This is a genomic window from Nocardia sp. NPDC050793, assembly GCF_040654065.1.
Taxonomy (GTDB): Bacteria; Actinomycetota; Actinomycetes; order Mycobacteriales; family Mycobacteriaceae; genus Nocardia.
On sequence record NZ_JBFAHG010000011.1, the window covers coordinates 19,712 to 37,714 of the forward strand.

Annotated in this window: 14 protein-coding genes; 3 read left to right on the forward strand and 11 right to left on the reverse strand. The window is 69.3% G+C overall.

Going from position 1 to position 18,003, the window contains the following annotated elements; all coding sequences use genetic code 11:
* Nucleotides 1-12: 12 nt before the first annotated feature.
* The gene (locus AB0H50_RS29545; RefSeq protein ID WP_357458949.1) at nucleotides 13-846 is read right to left on the reverse strand and encodes a tRNA (adenine-N1)-methyltransferase; all 834 of its coding nucleotides are present in this window, start codon (nucleotides 844-846) and stop codon (nucleotides 13-15) included.
* Between the two features lie 148 nt (nucleotides 847-994).
* Between AB0H50_RS29545 and AB0H50_RS29550 the strand changes: the two genes are divergently transcribed.
* Complete coding sequence (locus tag AB0H50_RS29550; protein ID WP_357459367.1) at nucleotides 995-1,837, forward strand: RecB family exonuclease; 843 nt, start codon at nucleotides 995-997, stop codon at nucleotides 1,835-1,837.
* 305 nt (nucleotides 1,838-2,142) lie between these two features.
* Here the strand turns inward: AB0H50_RS29550 and hisG are convergent, their stop codons facing one another.
* From hisG to metH, 9 genes are all read right to left on the reverse strand, one after another.
* The gene (hisG, locus tag AB0H50_RS29555; protein ID WP_357458952.1) at nucleotides 2,143-2,994 is read right to left on the reverse strand and encodes an ATP phosphoribosyltransferase; all 852 of its coding nucleotides are present in this window, start codon (nucleotides 2,992-2,994) and stop codon (nucleotides 2,143-2,145) included.
* Nucleotides 2,995-3,042: 48 nt separating this feature from the next.
* The gene (locus tag AB0H50_RS29560; protein WP_067847679.1) at nucleotides 3,043-3,306 is read right to left on the reverse strand and encodes a phosphoribosyl-ATP diphosphatase; all 264 of its coding nucleotides are present in this window, start codon (nucleotides 3,304-3,306) and stop codon (nucleotides 3,043-3,045) included.
* Nucleotides 3,307-3,533: 227 nt separating this feature from the next.
* On the reverse strand, nucleotides 3,534-4,100 hold the full coding sequence (locus AB0H50_RS29565) for a GNAT family N-acetyltransferase (protein ID WP_357458956.1): 567 nt from the start codon (nucleotides 4,098-4,100) through the stop codon (nucleotides 3,534-3,536).
* Nucleotides 4,097-5,914, reverse strand: a complete 1,818-nt coding sequence (locus AB0H50_RS29570) for a choline/carnitine O-acyltransferase (protein WP_357458958.1) — start codon at nucleotides 5,912-5,914, stop codon at nucleotides 4,097-4,099. The genes AB0H50_RS29565 and AB0H50_RS29570 overlap by 4 nt, the downstream gene beginning before the upstream one ends.
* Before the next feature lie 155 nt (nucleotides 5,915-6,069).
* The gene (locus tag AB0H50_RS29575) at nucleotides 6,070-6,891 is read right to left on the reverse strand and encodes a class I SAM-dependent methyltransferase (protein WP_357458960.1); all 822 of its coding nucleotides are present in this window, start codon (nucleotides 6,889-6,891) and stop codon (nucleotides 6,070-6,072) included.
* Between the two features lie 31 nt (nucleotides 6,892-6,922).
* Entirely contained in the window at nucleotides 6,923-7,783 is an 861-nt protein-coding gene (locus AB0H50_RS29580; RefSeq protein ID WP_357458963.1) for an arpA protein, read from the reverse strand.
* A 229-nt stretch (nucleotides 7,784-8,012) separates the two neighbouring features.
* Entirely contained in the window at nucleotides 8,013-8,684 is a 672-nt protein-coding gene (locus AB0H50_RS29585; RefSeq protein WP_357458966.1) for an HAD family phosphatase, read from the reverse strand.
* 124 nt (nucleotides 8,685-8,808) lie between these two features.
* On the reverse strand, nucleotides 8,809-10,491 hold the full coding sequence (locus AB0H50_RS29590; RefSeq protein ID WP_357458968.1) for a protein kinase: 1,683 nt from the start codon (nucleotides 10,489-10,491) through the stop codon (nucleotides 8,809-8,811).
* Nucleotides 10,492-10,936: 445 nt separating this feature from the next.
* A complete protein-coding gene (gene metH / locus AB0H50_RS29595) occupies nucleotides 10,937-14,533 on the reverse strand; it encodes a methionine synthase (RefSeq protein WP_357458971.1) in 3,597 nt (1,198 codons plus the stop codon).
* Nucleotides 14,534-14,991: 458 nt separating this feature from the next.
* Here metH and AB0H50_RS29600 point away from each other — a divergent pair, with 458 nt between their 5' ends.
* Nucleotides 14,992-15,876: a PAC2 family protein gene (locus AB0H50_RS29600; RefSeq protein ID WP_357458972.1), complete on the forward strand. Its 885-nt coding sequence runs from the start codon at nucleotides 14,992-14,994 to the stop codon at nucleotides 15,874-15,876.
* 85 nt (nucleotides 15,877-15,961) lie between these two features.
* Here the strand turns inward: AB0H50_RS29600 and AB0H50_RS29605 are convergent, their stop codons facing one another.
* The gene (locus AB0H50_RS29605) at nucleotides 15,962-16,291 is read right to left on the reverse strand and encodes a hypothetical protein (RefSeq protein ID WP_357458975.1); all 330 of its coding nucleotides are present in this window, start codon (nucleotides 16,289-16,291) and stop codon (nucleotides 15,962-15,964) included.
* A gap of 325 nt (nucleotides 16,292-16,616) precedes the next feature.
* Here AB0H50_RS29605 and AB0H50_RS29610 point away from each other — a divergent pair, with 325 nt between their 5' ends.
* Entirely contained in the window at nucleotides 16,617-17,756 is a 1,140-nt protein-coding gene (locus tag AB0H50_RS29610) for an XRE family transcriptional regulator (RefSeq protein WP_357458977.1), read from the forward strand.
* The last annotated feature ends 247 nt before the right edge of the window (nucleotides 17,757-18,003 follow it).

Here is an 18,003-nt window from a genome sequence, read left to right on the forward strand (position 1 = left end):
TCGCGAGCGGGCTCAGCCCTTCGAGGGGCGGCGTTGCGGCTTGGGGGTGACAACACCCTCGGCGAGCCTGCGTGCGCTCACCAGGAAGGCCGTGTGGCCCTGCATGCGGTGCTCGGGGCGGACGGCGAGGCCGACCACATGCCAGCCGCGCACCATCGACTCCCATGACCTGGGCTCGGTCCAGCATTCCTGTTCGCGCAGCGCCTCGACCACCTTGGACAGCTGGGTGACGGTCGCGACGTACACGATGAGGACGCCGCCCGGCACCAGCGCCTTGGACACCGCGGGCAGCGCGTCCCACGGCGCCAGCATGTCCAGCACCACCCGGTCGACCGGCTCGCCCGCGTAGTCGGCGACGTCGCCGACGGTAAGACTCCAGTTTGCTGGACGTTCGCCAAAGAAGCGTTCTACGTTGCGAACGGCGTGCTCGGCGTGGTCGTCACGGATCTCGTAGGAGATAACCCCGCCCTCCGGGCCGACCGCGCGCAACAGCGAACAAGTCAGCGCGCCGGAGCCAGCCCCGGCCTCCAGGACGCGCGCGCCGGGGAACACGTCGCCCTCGTGCACGATCTGGGCGGCGTCCTTCGGGTAGATGACGGCCGCGCCGCGCGGCATGGAAAGCACGTAGTCGACCAGCAGCGGGCGCAGGGCCAGATACGGGGTGCCGTTGGTGGAGTGCACAAGGCTGCCCTCGTCGGCGCCGATCAGATCGTCGTGCTTGATCCCGCCGCGGTGGGTGTGGAACTCCTTGCCCGGCTCCAAGATCACCGTGTAGAGGCGTCCCTTGGCATCGGTCAGCTGCACCCGGTCCCCGGTGGTGAATGGCCCGGTCCGTCTGGCCGTCATGAATCTCCGTTCGCTGCTGGTCTTCGTGCTGTCGTCACGCTTCGGCACCGGCGTGTCGGTGCCGCCGGATAGCCTGCCAGGTATGCCAGCGCCCGTGTCCACGCCCCCTGCCGACGCCGCCTCCGATCCGGAGCCCGCGCCCGCCGACATGCGCCGCAGGCCCGCGCTGTCCCCTTCTCGGGCAATGGATTTCAAGCAGTGCCCGCTGAAGTACCGGCTCCGCGCGATCGACCGGATCCCGGAGCCGCCCTCGCGGCACGCGGTGCGCGGCACGGTGGTGCACGCGGTGCTGGAGGACCTGTACGGGCTGCCCGCCGCGGACCGCGGACCGGAGCGAGCCGCCGCGCTGGTGGCACCGGCATGGGCCCGGGTGCTGGCCGCGCAGCCGGAGATCGCGGAACTGGTCGACGCCGACGGGCTGACGTCGTTCCTCGGCGAGGTCGGCGCGCTGGTCGAGAGCTACTACCAGCTGGAGGACCCGACCCGGTTCGAGCCGGAGTCCCGCGAGGCGAGGGTGGAGGTCGAGCTGGACGACGGCGTGCTGCTGCGCGGATTCGTCGACCGGATCGATGTCGCCCCGACCGGCGAACTGCGGGTGGTCGACTACAAGACCGGACGCGCGCCCGGTCTCGCGCAGGAGACCAAGGCGCTGTTCCAGCTGAAGTTCTACGCGCTGGTGGTGCTGCGCACCCGCGGCGTGCTGCCCGCCCAGCTGCGCCTGATCTACCTGGCCGACCGGCAGATCCTCACCTACGCACCCGACGCCGAGGAACTCGGCCGCTTCGAACGCACCCTGTCGGCGCTGTGGACGGCGGTGCGCGAGGCGGGACGCACAGGCGAGTTCCCGCCGTCCACGAGCTGGCTGTGCGGCTACTGCGACTACAAGCCGCTGTGCCCGGAGTTCGGCGGCACCCCGCCGCCGTACCCCGGCTGGCCCGAGGGCGGCGGCGAGTCGCCGGACGAGACTTTGGCCGAAGCCGTCGCCGACTGATTGCCGGGCCGGATCACACGCTCGAGTCGCGGAACCGCTGCACCGAAAGACCAAGGCCGGCAAGGAGATTCACCGCGACCGGCGGAGCCGAAAACGTGCGACCGGACGCCAGCCCGCCTCGCGCAACCCGCCCAGCGAGAATTCCAGGCCGATCGGAGACGAAGGCGAGGATCAGGCCGAGCGCGATGGCGTAGACGGGTATTCGATCGACTTGGCCACCCGCTGGAAGGGTTGTCCAGGTGAACGTGCTGCCCGGACGTCCCTCGGGCGGATACACTCCGGTACCCGCCCGGCGTCCGGCGTCGTCAGAAGGCCCGGCAGGACCGGATGTCGGTGGCCAGGATGGCCTTGGCGCCGAGGTCGGCGAGCTCGTCCATCACCACGTTGCCCCGGTTGCGCGGCACCAGCGCCCGCACCGCGACCCAACCGGCGTCGGCGAGCGGGGAGACGGTCGGCGATTCCAGGCCAGGCGTGATCCGCACGGCCTGCTCGAGCAGGCCCTTCGGGCAGTCGTAGTCCAGCATCAGGTACTGCTGGGCGAACACCACGCCCTGGATGCGGGCAACGAGCTGGTTGCGGGCCCGGTCGTTCTGATCGGAACCGACCGCCTCGATGAGCACGCCTTCCGAATCGCACAGGGTCTCGCCGAACGCGACCAGGTTGTGCTGGCGCAGTGTGCGCCCCGAACCGACCACGTCGGCGATGGCGTCGGCGACGCCGAGCTGGATGGAGATCTCGACCGCGCCGTCGAGGCGAATCACCTCGGCCTCGATACCGCGGCGCTGCAGGTCCGCGAGCACCAGATTCGGGTAGGAGGTCGCGATGCGCTTGTCGTAGAGATCCTCGACCTTCCATTCCTGGCCCGCGGGCGCGGCGTAACGGAAGGTGGAGCGACCGAAGCCGAGCGCGAGCCGCTCCTGCACCGGCGCGCCGGAGTCCAGCGCCAGATCCCGGCCGGTGATGCCGAGGTCGAGTTCGCCGGAACCGACGTAGACGGCGATGTCCTTGGGACGGAGGAAGTAGAACTCGACCTGGTTCGCGGGGTCGAGCACGCTCAGGTCACGGGCGTCGGTGCGCTTGCGGTATCCGGCTTCGGCCAGGATGGAGGTCGCGGATTCGGACAGACTGCCTTTGTTGGGGACTGCGACGCGCAGCATGGGGTGGATGTCCTTTCGGGGAACGAAACTACGGGATGGACGCGACCGTCACAGATGTCGGTACACGTCGTCGAGCTTCAGTCCCCGGCCCACCATGAGCACCTGGACCCAGTAGAGCAGCTGCGAGATCTCCTCGGCCAGCGATTCGTCGCTCTCGTGTTCGGCGGCCAGCCAGACCTCGCCCGCCTCCTCGAGCACCTTCTTGCCCTGGGCATGCACACCGGCGTCCAACGCGGCCACGGTGCCGGAACCCTCGGGGCGGGTGATGGCACGATCCTGCAGCTCGGCGAACAGGGCTTCGAAAGTCTTCACGGCTGGTCATTCTTTCAGACGGCCATTCCCAGCTACCGTCCCGGTCCACCCCCGGACCGGCCGTGAGCCGTTCGTCGGACGCACGTCGGCGAAGGAGGCAGGCTGGGACCGGAGCGAACGCGGCCGGAGACCAGCACATCGACTGTCCTGGGGATGTCTCGGGGCCGTGCCGAACCGTTGTGACGGCTCGGCACGGCGACTCGGCGCGCGGGCCGCGCGATGCCGATTCAGCGCGGCCGATCGACGCGGTATACGAAGTGCGCGGTGCCGTTGGCCGGGTTGTCCGGCTCCAACTCGCCCTCGGCGACCCGCCGCAGACCCGCCTTCTCCAGCGCCCGCCACGACGCCGAGTTGGCCGCGGAGACAGGCACGATCACGCAGTCCGCTTCCGGATACGACACCCAGGTGTCGGCGAGGGCGGCGCGGATCATCGCCGAACCCACGCCCCGCCCGACGAGATCGGGTTCGCCGACGAGGTAGTCGAGGGTCATCGCCGACTCGGGCACCTCGGCGAGCTCGCGCAGCTCGTCGACGTACTCCGGGTAGTCGGCGATCCGGCACCGCTGCACCAGGCCGATCGGCGCGCCGTCGGCATAGGCGAGGAGGTCCTCGGCGGGTTCCTCACCGCGGGCGGTGGGGCCGAAATCGCGCCGCACCGCCTCCGGCGAGGTCTCGTGATTCCACCACTTCGCCACGTGCGGACGCGACAGCCAGCCGCCGAGCAGCGAGAAATCCGATTCGGTGACGCGGCGCCAGGTGAATTCCGGCGCGCGCACCTCCTCCGCGCTGGTCACTGTTCCGAGGCCAACAGGTCCGCCAGTTCCGCGACCGCGACGCGCAGGTGGTCGGCGAACTCGTGCATCTGGTCGGCCACCGTCTTGGGCGTCGCCAGGTAGAGGTTCCAGCGGTCGGGCAGCAGCACATAGGCGACGCCGATGCAGCGCGGGCTGGTCGAGCCGAAGCCGAAGTACTGGATGTTGACCGAGGGCGCGGAGCTGGTGCTGAGGTAGTCGTCGCGCATGATCACCCAGCCCGGGCTGTTGTAGAGCGAAATCGGTTCGGTGACACCGAGTTCCGCGCCGCGGCGGCGCTGAATCCATTCCAGCTCCCACAGGTGCTGTTCCGGCGCGTCGCCCGCCTGGCACTGCTTGGCCCGCTCGACGTGCTTGGCCGCGGCGGTCCGCGCGGCGGCGAGCCGGCCGGCAGTGTCGCTGGCGGGATCCTGCATGGCGTCGACGAAGGCGATCATCTCCGGCGTCACCACCCGCATGGCCTCGGTGCGGCCGTTGCGGTACTGGCGGGTCGCGATCGATTCGTAGGTGGCGCCCGTGATGCCCTTGCTGCGCCGGTGCGCGAGCTGGTAGGCCAGCTGGGCGAAGGCGTCCGGCGAGATGCCGAGCCGCTTGGCCCGCGCGGTGCCGAAGTCCTCGAAAGAGACGGTCTGCGTGGCATTTTCGGCCGCGTAGCGGGCGAAGGCGGCGCCCGCCGACGCGATGTCGGTGCGCAGCGCGGCGTCGAGGGTGAACTCGATCGGCTCCACCGGCGGCAGCCCCTGCGCCTGCGCTCCGGAACGTTCCGCGTGCTCGGCGGCCGACGCCTCCAGCAGGGTGTCGACGAAGGACAGGATGGTGGTGCCGTCCAGCCCGCAATGCTCCACGTTGATGCCCGCCTGGCCGTCGCCGAAGACGATGAACGAGACCGCCTTGTCGAACCAGCGATTCGCGCTGTCGCCGTGCAGCAGCTGGTCGCAGGCGTGCAGAGTATCGCGCGGGGCGAAATCCTCCAGGCACACGCAGAACAGCGCCGTCTCGATGGTGTCGAGCGCCGCGACATTGGCGGGTTCGGCGCGCAGCGCGGCCCGGCTCGCGGCCCATTCGGCGCGCGCCTTGGTGGTGAGGTGGCCGACGGCGGTGTCGGTGCGCGCCGAGCGCGACCCGGCCTTGAGCACCGCGCGCAGACCGTCGGCGAGGTCGTCGAGCGAGTACGGCGCGCCGCCCGCGCCGATCACGTCCATCCGGAACATGCTGCCGCGGTAGAACACCACGATGTGCCGCTCGCGTGAGGGGCCAGGCCACTCCGGGCTGTAGGGCACCCGGACGCTGTCCTGCTGTTCGCCGGGAATCCTGGTCTCGGAGAACAGGTACTTGTTCTGCCACATGGACAGCTGCTGCCCGCGCTGGGTGACCGGCGGGATCGCCTCCTCGTCGAGGGCGAGCTTGTAGGCGACGGCCGCCGAGACGATGGCCGCGGCCCGCTCCACCTGGTCGGCCGCGGTGGCGGCGGCCAGCGGGGTGTCGTCGCGGAAGAGGAAGAAGAAGTTGGCGTTCAACGCGATCCGGTCGCGCCTGCCGAGGTAGCGCGACGGCCAGAACAGGTCGAGCCAGCTGCCGACGCCCGGCGTGGCGTCGTAGTCCGCCAGTGCCGCGTGCAGCGTCCGGCCCGGGCCGTCCGGCCGGAGCAGGTCGGCGACCGCCGCCTCGGTGGTGGCGAGTTCGTCGTCGGTGAGCAGCGGGCTGCACCACTCCAGGAACCTGGCGCAGCTGTCCTCCAGCGTCGGCAGCGGTACCCGGGGCAGGTGGTCTTCGGCGGCGAAGGTGCGGTCGGTCAAGTCGGGGTCCTCGCGGTTCGGGTGCGTTGGGTGAGACGCGCACGGCGGGACGGCATCCGTGCGCGGGAGTTCGTGGAGTGCGTCGCTCCACTACAGATCCTCGGCGACGAGGCCGAGTTTCGACAAGAGGCTGCCGGGGTTTTCGAACGAAAGGCTCAGGCTCGGCCCTTCGGCTCCGGACGCGACAGGTAGAGGTGCGCGTACAGCCAGCCGTCGGCTTCCCGGCCGCTGGTGTCGATTCCCTTGTCCGACAGCGAGTTCAGCACGCGCTGCCGTTCGTCGGCGGAGGCGAACCTGCGCTGCGCGTACAGACCGGTCATCCGCTCGGTGCGATAGCCGAGCGCGGCCAGCTCCTCGGCCATCGGATCGAAATCGAACATGCGTAGCACGAAATGCGCCATCCACGGCCTGCGCCGTGGATGCGCGGTGGCGATCCGCAGCAGCGTCTTCTCGGTGACGTAGCCGATACAGCCGGTCGAGAAGACGAGGTCGGCGGCGGCCAGCACCTCGCGCTGCTCGTCGGTGGGGTCGGCGGATTCGAGGTCGGCGTGCACGATGTCGTGCAGGAACCCCGCGGCGTGCGCGTAGTCCAGCGCGGGGCTGGAGATGTCCATGCCGACGAAGCGCACGTCGGACTGCTGATCGCGGCCGGCGAGACGGTCGCGATCGCGCGCGACGAGCTGCTCGCGGTCCGCCGCGGCGGCGGTGCGGTAGTGCTCGGCGAGCTCGTCGATACCGATGTCGAAGCGCAGCAGCGCCGCGTTCACGCCGTAGGAGCAGCCGATGTCGAGCACGGTCGGCGTCGCCACGCGCGCGGAGGCGCGGTACTCCCGAATCTGCTGCTGGAAGAAGGGCTTCGCCAGTTCCGGTATGCGGTAGTCCAGTTCGGACATCCGTGCGTAGTACTCGCGGGGATCGGGACGGTCGTAGATGTCGTCGAAGGAGGCTTTCCCGGTCGTGTGTAACGGTACTGGCACGTGTGTTCGTTCCTCTCGGGTCGAGCTGAGCTCAGTCGAGTAGCCGGTCGCCGCGGACCAGGCGGTCCTCGGCGACGTGTTCGGCAAGGACGCGACCGAACAGCTGGCGGGTCCGCTCCACGGTGCCGATGACACCGGGCCGGTCGGTGTAGGCAAATATCGCCGAATGTCGTTGCCTGCCACCGGTAACCGGGGACACGCGATGGAGGGAGAAGCGGCCTTGGAACAGTTGCAGGTCGCCGGGGCGCAGTTCGAGCCTGCGGATCAGGCGCTCGCCGTCACCGGTCAGCACGTCGCGCACGTCGGCGAGGTTCTCGGCGTGCGGCGAGCGGATGTCGGGGCAGTATTCGAAAACTCCGCCCGATTCCGGCAGTTGGGTGAGCATGCTGACGGTGAACTCGTTGGTGTCGAAGTGCCACGGATGCGACATGCCGGGCGCGACCACGTTCAGGCACAGTCCGGCCAGCGGATCGGCGTATTCGTGCAGTTCGGACAGGCCGAAGCAGTCCGCGACGAAGCGCTGGAACGCGTCGCTGGTGTAGAGCCGGTGGATCAGCGCCTCGGCGGGGATCCGGTCGCGGGGCACGAACGCGTTTCCGCGTTCCATGACGATGCGGCCCGGATGATCTTGGGGCAGCGCGGTGTCCAGCGGAATGTTGTAAGCGTTGACCCGCTCGATCTCGTAGTGCGCGTGCGGCGCCATGTCCTCGCCCTGCGCGCGCAGCGTCTCGGCCAGCTCGGGGCGGATGAACTCGCGCAGGACCGTGCAGCCGCCGTCGGACAGGTCGGCCCTTGCCGCGTCGACCGCCGCCCGCCATCCCGCCGATCCCGGCGAAGCGAGCGGATACCTTGCGGTATCGACGATTTCGTCCAGCACACCCGTCGCAGCCATGGCGTCATTTTGGTGCAGCGCTCGGCGACACGCCCGGGTATTCGGAAAAGTTGCCGGTGAGTGCAGTCACACTTACTATCTGCGCGCACTTGCGTTGCAGCACAGTAACTCCCGAGCATTTGCTCGGTGCTCGGAGCGCGACCCGACCGACCGGTCCCGCGTTCGCTACGCGGCGTTTTCTCGCGCGTTCCCGCCCCGCCCGGAGCGATCGTGGCGCCGCGGAAGCACGTCAGCCGCGGGCGTGCAGGGTGCGTTCCAGATCGGCGTGCGTGAGGCCAACCAAGGTGTCGCGGAATACGAGACCGGGAGCCTCGGGAACCGGGATCTCGCAGGGGACTACGAGGACGGCGCAGCCCGCGGCCGCGGCGGCGCTGGCACCGGTCGGCGAATCCTCGATCGCCACGCAGTCGCGCGGGTCGACGCCGAGCAGCTCGGCGGCGCGCAGATACACGTCCGGCTCGGGTTTACCCTCCGCCACCTCGTCACCGCAGACGGAGACGTCGAAGAAGTCGCGGCCGAGGGTGTCCAGGCCGTACTCGGCGAGCGAGCGTTTGGTGTTGGTGACGAGCGCCGAGGCCAGCCCCGCGTCGCGGACCAGACCGAGGGCGTCCTTGGCGCCGGGTCGCCACGGAATCGGGCCGGTCATCAACTCGGTCACCCGCCGCTCCAGGAAGCCCGCCGCGTCTCGCAGCGCTTGCGGTGTCGGGTCGAGGCCGAGCCCGTTGAACAGGATGCGCAGGGCGTTCGGGCCGGACGCACCGATGAGCGCGTGCCTGATCTCGTCGGTCATCACGCTGCCGAGCGCCACCGCCAGCTCCCTGACCCCGACGTCCCAGAGCTTTTCCGAGTCCAGCAGCGTCCCGTCCATGTCCCACAGCACCGCGGCGAGTCGCGCTGTCACGTGCGGTCGTTCTCCTCGTGTGCCGATCGACTCGGCGGACCGTGCGCCCGCCGGGAAACCGACGTCCAGCGTAATGGGCGCCGCCCGAGCGTCTTCCGTCGAGGAGTCGCGCACGGGCGGAGCGTCACACGCCGGAGGCGGTGATGACCATCCTGCCGCCCTCCTGGCGGACCTGGATCCAGCGGTTCTCCCGATCGACGGCGCCGTTGGTCTTGACGTAGGTCAGCGCGACCGTGGCGCCGTCCTCGCCGCGTGCGGTGATCCCGTTGACCTGGACCGAGCGGATGGTCGACCAGAACGACGCGTAGGAGTTGTAGCCACCGGTTTGGGACTGGTAGCCCGGCGCGAGCTGCGACCACGCGCCGGACACGTTGCCCGGCAACATGCCGTAGTAGCCCTGGATGAACTGGGCGATCCGGTCCGGCGTCGGCGGGCCGAACGGCGTCGTGGTGATCGTGGTCGTCGGCGGACGCGTCGTGCTGCTCGGGGCGCCCGACGGGCTGGTCGACGGCGTGGCGGACGGGGACGCACTCGGCGGCGCGGTGGTCGGGGCCCCGGTCGGCTGCGCGGCGGTGGGGACCTGAGCCTGGGGCGCCTCGGTCGGCTGCCCGCCCTCGGCCGCCGGGGGCTGCACCGGCTCACCGGTGCCGGGCGGCGGCGCCGCGGTGGGACCGTCCGAACCACCCCGGTCGCCGCCGGAGAGGGCGAACACCACCACGACGACGACCAACACGGCCACCGCGGCGGCCGCGAGGGCGAGGATCTGCTTGTTCGGCCCGCCACCCGGTGCCGCGCCGGGCAGCGTCCCGCCGCCGGACGGCCTGCTCGGCGGTGCCGGGGCGAGCGCCGCCGTCGGCACGAATTCGGTGGCGTCGGAAGCGTTCCCGGTGCTCGCGGTGGCGGCGGAGGTGGCGAGCACGGTGGTCGCGTCCGCACCGGGCGCAGGCAGCACCTTGGTCACCACCGGCGCCGCGGCCAACGCCGGAACCCGGCCCGCCGCAACGGCTTCCAGCGCCTCCTTCGCCTCGCGCATGGTCGGGCGGGCGTCGATGCTCGCGGCCAGCAGGTGCATCAGCACCGGTCCGAGCCCGTCCGCCCGGCGCGGTTCGGGAATGTCGGCCCGCGCGACGGCGTGCAGCACCGCCAGCGCGTTGTCACCCTCACCGAACGGCGGCGCGCCCTCCACCGCGGCGTACAGCGTGGAGCCGAGGGCGAAGACGTCGGACGCCGGTTCCGGGTTCTCGCCGCGCGCCACTTCCGGCGCGAGGTAGGCGGGGGTGCCCGCGAGGAATCCAGTCGCGGTGACGGTTACGTCGCCGACCGCGCGAGAGATGCCGAAGTCGGTGATCTTCACGGTGCCGTCGTCGGCGACCAGGAGGTTGGCGGGTTTCACGTCGCGGTGCATGATGCCCGCGTCGTGCGCGGCGGCCAGCGCGGCGGCGGCCTGCGCGCCGATCTTGGCCACCTCGATCGGCGACAGGGTGCGCTGCCCGGACAGCTTGACGGCCAAGCTCGGCGCGTTCATGTATTCCATGACCAGCCACGGCTGGCCGTCCTCTTCGGCGACGTCGAAGACGGTGACCGCGTTGGGGTGGTGCAGCCGCGCCGCGATCCGCCCCTCGCGCATCGCGCGCAGTTTCGACTCCAGGGCCTGTTCCCGGGAGAGCCCGGGGCCGAGCAGCAGCTGTTTCACCGCCACGGTGCGGCGTAGCCGCACGTCGGTCGCGCGCCACACCACACCCATCGCGCCGGTGCCGATCGGATCCGTCAGCCGATACCGTCCAGCGATCAACCGATCCGCCGTCATGAGGTCGTGCCCCTCCTGCTGTGCGCCGAGCCGTCGAGCGCTCCGGTGCGCTCGACGGATTTCCGGCGAAACCCGTACGCTCCGAAGTGCTTCGCACCCGTCAGCAGCGAGACGAACGCATCCGCCGACTGCTCCGGATGCAGTTGCAACTCTTCGACAATGGCATACCCACCCGACAGACATCCAGCCGCGTGACCGGACGCCGCGGACCGGACGGTTGATTACCCAGGTCGTCCCGAAGCATCAAGCGTACCCGTAAGTAACAGATATTTCGGCGACATCCGTTCGGCGACCCGACCGTCCGCGCGTCTCAGCAGGTCAGAGCCTATGACGCGGGCCTGTCCGGCGACAAAGCGACGCCGTCACGGTGAGTACCGTCACATCTCCCGGGCATGAGTAGAACGGCGGCTCCGAACCGCGCGGAGCCGCCGTTCTCGCCAACGGATCAGGCGTTGAAGTACTTTGCCTCCGGATGCAGCAGGACGAACGCGTCGGTGGACTGTTCGGGATGCAGCTGGAGTTCTTCCGACAGGACCACGCCGATCCGGTCGGCTTCGAGCAGGTCGACCAGCTTCGCGCGGTCCTCCAGCTCGGGGCAGGCGCCGTAACCGAAGGAGTAGCGCGCGCCGCGGTAGCCGAGTTTGAAGTAGTCCAGCACGTCGTCTGGGTCGGATTCGGCCACCGAATGCCCGTCCAGCACCAGTTCTTCGCGGACGCGGCGGTGCCAGTACTCGGCGAGCGCCTCGGTGAGCTGGACGCCGATGCCGTGCACCTCGAGGTAGTCGCGGTAGTTGTCGGCGGCGAACAGCTCGTTGGCGAAGTCGGCGATGGGCTGGCCCATCGTCACCAGCTGGAACGGCAGCACATCCACCTGACCGGTGGCCTTGGCGTGCTCGCGCGAGCGCAGGAAGTCGGCGATGCACAGGAACCGGTCGCGCTGCTGGCGCGGGAAGGTGAACCGATACCGTTGCGGCGCATCGGGATCCGGCTCGGTGAGCACGACAACGTCGTCGCCTTCCGACACCGCGGGAAAGTAGCCGTAGACCACGGCCGCGTGCTGCAGCACGCCCTCGGTGGACAGCCGGTCCAGCCAGGCCCGCAGCCGCGGCCTGCCTTCGGTTTCCACCAGTTCCTCGTAGGAGGGTCCGTCGCCGCCGCGCTGGCCGCGCAGGCCCCACTGGCCGAGGAACAGCGCCCGCTCGTCGAGTAGTCCCGAATATTCGTGCAGTGCAAGGCCTTTGACCACGCGGGTGCCCCAGAACGGCGGCACCGGTACCGGCAGGTCGGCGGCCACGTCCGAGCGGGCGGGCACCTCGACGGGGGTCTCGGCGGCCTTGCGCTGCGCGGCGATCCGCTTGGACCGTTCGTGCCGGGCCTTGCGCTCGGCGGCCTTCTCGCGTTCGGCGACGGCCTCGGGGCTGTCCGGATCGGGTCCGCCGCCGCGCTTGCGGGTCATGATGTCGTCCATCAGCCGCAGGCCCTCGAAGGCGTCGCGGGCGTAGTGCACGTCGCCCTCGTACACCTCGGTCAGGTCGTTCTCGACGTAGGCGCGGGTGAGCGCGGCGCCACCGAGCAGCACGGGGAACTGATCGGCCACTCCCCTGGCGTTGAGCTCCTCCAGGTTCTCCTTCATCACCACCGTCGACTTCACCAGCAGCCCGGACATGCCGATCACATCGGCCTTCTTGTCCATCGCGGCGTCCAGGATGGTCGCGATCGGCTGCTTGATGCCGAGGTTGACCACCTCGTAGCCGTTGTTCGACAGGATGATGTCGACCAGGTTCTTGCCGATGTCGTGCACGTCGCCCTTGACTGTCGCCAGCACGATGCGGCCCTTACCGGAGTCGTCGGTGGCCTCCATGTGCGGTTCCAGGTACGCGACCGCGGCCTTCATCACCTCCGCCGACTGCAGCACGAACGGCAACTGCATCTGCCCGGAGCCGAAGAGCTCGCCGACGGTCTTCATGCCTGCCAGCAGGGTCTCGTTGATGATCTTCAGCGGCGGCACCTCGGCCATGGCCGCGTCCAGGTCGGCCTCCATACCGGCCTTCTCGCCGTCGACGATGCGGCGCTCGAGCCGCTCGAACAGCGGCAGCGCGGCCAGCTCCTCGGCGCGCGACGCCTTCGACGACGACGTCGAGACGCCCTCGAAGAGCATCATCAGCTTCTGCAGCGGGTCGTAGTCCGGGGTCCGGCGGTCGTAGACCAGGTCGAGCGCGGTCTCGCGCTGCTCGTCCGGGATCCGGCTCATCGGCAGGATCTTGGAGGCGTGCACGATCGCCGAATCCAGTCCCGCCTGCACGCATTCGTGCATGAAGACCGAGTTCAGCACCTGCCGCGCGGCCGGGTTCAGTCCGAAGGAGATGTTCGACAGGCCCAGGGTCGTCTGCACCAACGGGTGCCTGCGCTTGAGTTCCCGGATCGCCTCGATGGTCTCCAGCCCGTCGCGGCGCGACTCCTCCTGACCGGTGCCGAGGGTGAAGGTCAGGGTGTCGATGATGATGTCGGACTCGGCCAGGCCCCAGTTGCCGGTGATGTCGGCGATCAGGCGCTCGGCGATCTCGACCTTCTTCTCGGCGGTGCGGGCCTGTCCCTCTTCATCGATGGTCAACGCGACCACCGCGGCGCCGTGCTCGGCCACCAGCCGCATGGTCTGCTGGAACCGGGACTCCGGTCCCGCGCCGTCCTCGTAGTTCACCGAGTTGACCGCGCAGCGGCCGCCGAGATGCTCGAGCCCGGCCTGTAGCACGGGCGTCTCGGTGGAGTCCAGCATGATCGGCAGGGTCGACGCGGTCGCCAGGCGCGAGGCCAGCGCCTCCATGTCCTTGGTGCCGTCCCGGCCGACGTAGTCGACGCACAGGTCGAGCATGTGCGCGCCGTCGCGGGTCTGGTCCTTGGCGATGTCCAGGCACTTCTGCCAGTCCTCGGCCAGCATGGCTTCGCGGAAAGCCTTGGAGCCGTTGGCATTCGTGCGCTCGCCGATCATCAGGACCGAGGCGTCCTGTTCGAACGGCACCGCGGTGTACATGCTCGACACGCTCGGCTCGTGCACCGGCTCACGGCGCTCGCCGATCGGCGGCAACGCGGGCTCCACCTCGCGCACCGCCTCGCGCACCTGGCGGATGTGCTCCGGCGTGGTACCGCAGCAGCCGCCGACCAGCGCCAGACCGAACTCGGAGACGAAACCGCGCAGCGCGACCGCCAGCTCCTCCGGCGTCAACGGATACTCCGCACCATTGGCGCCGAGCACCGGAAGGCCCGCGTTCGGCATCACCGAGACCGGAACCCGCGCGTGCCGCGACAGATGCCGCAGATGCTCGCTCATCTCGTCCGGACCGGTCGCGCAGTTCAGGCCGATCATGTCGATGCCGAGCGGCTCGATCGCCGTCAACGCGGCGCCGATCTCGCTGCCGACCAGCATCGTGCCGGTGGTCTCCACCGTGACGTGCGTGATGATCGGAATCCGCCGGCCTGCCCGCTCCATCGCCCGTCTGCTGCCCGTCACCGCGGCCTTCACCTGCAGCAGGTCTTGGCAGGTCTCGATCAGGATGGCGTCAGCGCCGCCCTCCAGCATGCCGAGCGCCGACTCGGTGTAGGCGTCACGCAAGATCGTGTACGGGGCGTGCCCCAGCGTCGGCAGCTTGGTGCCCGGCCCCATCGAACCCAGCACATACCGCGGCGTGTCGTCCTCGCTCGGGCCCATCTCGTCGGCCACCTCGCGGGCCAGCCGGGTGCCGCGCTCGGACAGATCGCGAATCCGGTCGGCGATGTCGTAGTCGGCCAGGTTCGGCAGATTGCAGCCGAAGGTATTGGTCTCGACCGCGTCCGCACCCGCCTCGAAGTACGCGCGATGGATGTCGCGCAGCACGTCGGGCCGGGTTTCGTTCAAGATCTCGTTACAGCCTTCCAACCCGCGAAAATCGTCCAAAGTCAGATCCGCGGCCTGCAACATGGTGCCCATCGCGCCGTCACCGATGACGACACGCCGACGGAGTGTGTCGAGAAGCGTGGTATCGAACGCGGCGGAGCGGGACACAGACATGTGTACAAGCGTAAAGGCCCGGTACGACTGGCAACGAACAGCCCGCGAATGTTCACGGCGAGCGTGTGCGGCGCCACATTCGGGTACGAGCCGCACCGCAGTCTCATCCAACACCGAACACCCACCGACGGGCGGCCCGGTCCGGCTCCAGTTCGGTGGGACCACGAATCGATCCGAATCGCGAGAAGCAGGGCGACCCGTCCCGTACTCGGTGACCATCGCGCGGGCGATCTTGGTGACCCCGCGACCAGACCTCACATCCCCGCACTCCCAGCCACCTCGAGGGCGAGTCTTACGAGCCCGTTCGCGGCCCGTCTCGCGTCCGAGTCCTCGTGGCGCATGCGCCGCAGGCGCGAGACACGAGGACTCGGACGCGAGACACAAGGGGGCCGCGAACACGCGCGCGCCAGCGCGCAATAGATACAGCACCATGCGAGCGCAACCCGTAGGCTGACCGGGTGAACCCCAGTGAAACTTCCGATTCGGAACTGCCGACGTTGCGGGATCCGGTGCTGGTTGCCGCCTTCGAGGGCTGGAACGACGCCGGTGACGCGGCGAGCGGCGCCGTCGAGCATCTGGAACTGATCTGGGATGCCGAGCCGCTGGCCGAACTCGATTCCGAGGATTACTACGACTACCAGGTGAATCGGCCGACGGTGCGTCAGGTCGACGGCGTGACCAGGGAGATCCAGTGGCCCGCCACCATGCTTTCGGTGTGCTCCCCGCCGGGCAGCGACCGGGATGTGGTGTTGCTGCGCGGGATCGAACCGAATATGCGGTGGCGCAGTTTCTGCGCGGATCTGCTGGAGTTCATCGAGCAGCTGGGCGTGCAGACCGTGGTGATCCTGGGTGCGCTGCTGGCCGACACCCCGCACACCAGGCCCGTTCCGGTGACCGGTTCCGCCTACAGCAAGGAGGCGGCCGAGCGCTTCAGCCTGGAGCAGACCCGCTATGAGGGCCCGACCGGCATCACCGGTGTGTTGCAGGATCAGTGTGTGAAGGCGGGCGTGCCCGCGGTGTCGTTCTGGGCGGCCGTGCCGCACTACGTGTCGCAGCCGCCGAATCCGAAGGCGACGATCGCGTTGCTGCATCGGGTGGAGGACGTGCTCGACATCGAGGTGCCGCTGGGCGAGCTGCCCAAGCAGGCCGAGGATTGGGAAGCCGCGGTGAACGAGATGACCGTGGGCGACGAGGAGATCACCGAATACGTGCGTTCGCTCGAGGAACGCGGTGACGCGGCAGTCGATTTGAACGACGCGATGGCGAAGATCGACGGTGACGCGATCGCGGCGGAATTCGAAAAGTATCTGCGCAGAAGGGGTCCGGGCAGTTTCGGGTTGTGATCGTCCGGTCGCGGCTGCGCGGGCCCGGTCCCGGCGCGAGCAACACCACACCGAGGTGTTGCTCGCCGCGCTCGGGGTCGGTGGTTCACGCCACGGAGGGCGGCGCGTTCACCTCCTCGACGGTCCAGACCTGGGCCGCCGCTTCCTGAGCCAGTTTCGCGATCAGGATGTCTCGCGGAATCGTCTGGCCGGCAAAGTGATCGAGTGACGGCACCACCACGTGGTGTGCGTCGGCGCGCTTGAGTTCCTGCGTCAGCTCGGCGAACGCCGTACCGTCGCCCGCTGTCGATTCATGGAATGTTGCGGCGAAGCAAAGCCCTTCGGCTCGGGCGAACATACTCATCGCGCGCTCGAGTTCCTCGCTGTGGCCGTCGGCCAGATCATCACGCAAGTATCCATAGATCAACGCTTCCACCCGAACCTCCATTGGATTGGGCCGCTGTTCTCTCGTTTGGATCTTCCCGTGCAGGGTACTGCGACGAGGGCGATCACGGATCTTGCATCTGCACTTACATTTGCAAATCCGCAAACCTGACCGCACCCACTTCAGGATCGCTGACGCCAAACCGCGAATGCAGGTGTCAACCCACTGACATCTAGATGCCCTATCCGGGCCACCAGACGTTAACTGGTGCGATACTACAACCGTGGCCGCTGGAGACGATCGACCCGTCTGGGCAGTCCGGATGCGTTCCGAGCGCGATGCGAGGGGGTGGTCACAGGCAGACGCCGTCCGCGTGATGCGCGCGAAGTCATCGCACAATCTGCCGACAGACAGCACGCTGCTACGCAATTGGCGGCGTTGGGAGTCGGGCGAGTCGCGACCCGACGACTTCTACGCCCCGATCATCGCCGCCGCCTTCGACACCGTCACCGCGGCGTTCTTCCCCAAGGCCAGGCCGAATCGGGACGACGAACTGCTGTCGGCAACGGGGATGGACACTTTGGAGTTCATCGGCAGACTGCGCATGTCGGATGTCTCGGCGGCGACGCTGGACGCCGTCCGGATCACCGCCGAGCGTCTGTGCTGCGAGTACCCCTACGCCGACCCGCACGCATTGCACGTCGAGGGCACCTCGTGGCTGCGGCGGATCACCTCGCTGCTCGACGGGCGGCTGACGCTGGCCCAGCACCGCGAGATCCTGGTGCTCGCAGGCTGGGTCGCGCTGCTCGTCGGTTGCGTGGACTACGACCTCGGCCGCCGTACCTCGGCGGAGGCCACGCGGCGCGCGGCGTGGTCGCTCGGCAAGGAGGCCGACCATCCCGAGATCACCGGGTGGGCAGCGGAAATGGCGGCGTGGTTCGCGCTGACCCAAGGTAACTACCGGGGTGCTGTAGAAGCCGTCGACGGTGCGCTAGAGGACAGCTGTCATCTCGGGGTCGGCGTGCAGCTGGCCGCGCAGCGGGCCAAGGCGTGGGCACGGCTCGGCGACCGCGCCGAGGTGGAACGGGCACTCGGCAAGGGCCGAGCGATCCTGGAGCGACTCGACCATCCGGCGAACCTGGACAACCACTTCGTGGTCGACCCGCAGAAGTTCGACTTCTACGCGATGGACTGCTGCCGCGTGGCAGGCGAGGACCGCCTCGCGGAATCCTTTGCCCGCGAAGTCATCCGGAACTCCACCCGGGCCGATGGCACAGTGCGCAACCCGATGCGCGTCGCCGAGGCGCACCTGACGCTGGCCGTGGTGGCGGTGCGCGGCCGCGATCTGGAACTCGCGCTGGCCGAGGGCATGCGCGCCTTCTCGGGGAAGCGCCGCTCGCTGCCTTCGCTGATGTGGATCGCGGGCGAGGTGGCCCGCGAGATCATCGAACGCTATCCGGGCGATCCGCGCACACGCTGTTATCTCGAGCAGCTGCGCGCACTGTCGACCGAGTGAGCGGCCCGCGTCCGGGCGCGGGCGAACCGGGGGACGGCGGACACAGCCACGCCGAACGGGGGTCGGTCGTGCCGGCGGCGACCGGCCCGCTACTACCCTGTTCCCGGTGACCGACTCCGACGACGGCTCGCCCTTCGGCGATGAGCCCGGCTCCGCCGCACTGGGTGACCAGGTCGGCTCCGCCGCACTGGGTGATCAGCCCGGCCGCGCCGCACTGGGTAGTCAGCCCCGCCGCGCCGCACTGGGT

What these genes read in the sequence shown, in the direction of transcription:
- AB0H50_RS29545 (WP_357458949.1), bottom strand. Translation starts at nt 846, where the DNA reads ATGACGGCCAGACGGACCGGGCCATTCACCACCGGGGACCGGGTGCAG.
- AB0H50_RS29550 (WP_357459367.1), top strand. Translation starts at nt 995, where the DNA reads ATGCGCCGCAGGCCCGCGCTGTCCCCTTCTCGGGCAATGGATTTCAAG.
- hisG (WP_357458952.1), bottom strand. Translation starts at nt 2,994, where the DNA reads ATGCTGCGCGTCGCAGTCCCCAACAAAGGCAGTCTGTCCGAATCCGCG.
- AB0H50_RS29580 (WP_357458963.1), bottom strand. Translation starts at nt 7,783, where the DNA reads ATGGCTGCGACGGGTGTGCTGGACGAAATCGTCGATACCGCAAGGTAT.
- AB0H50_RS29590 (WP_357458968.1), bottom strand. Translation starts at nt 10,491, where the DNA reads ATGACGGCGGATCGGTTGATCGCTGGACGGTATCGGCTGACGGATCCG.
- metH (WP_357458971.1), bottom strand. Translation starts at nt 14,533, where the DNA reads ATGTCTGTGTCCCGCTCCGCCGCGTTCGATACCACGCTTCTCGACACA.
- AB0H50_RS29610 (WP_357458977.1), top strand. Translation starts at nt 16,617, where the DNA reads ATGCGCGCGAAGTCATCGCACAATCTGCCGACAGACAGCACGCTGCTA.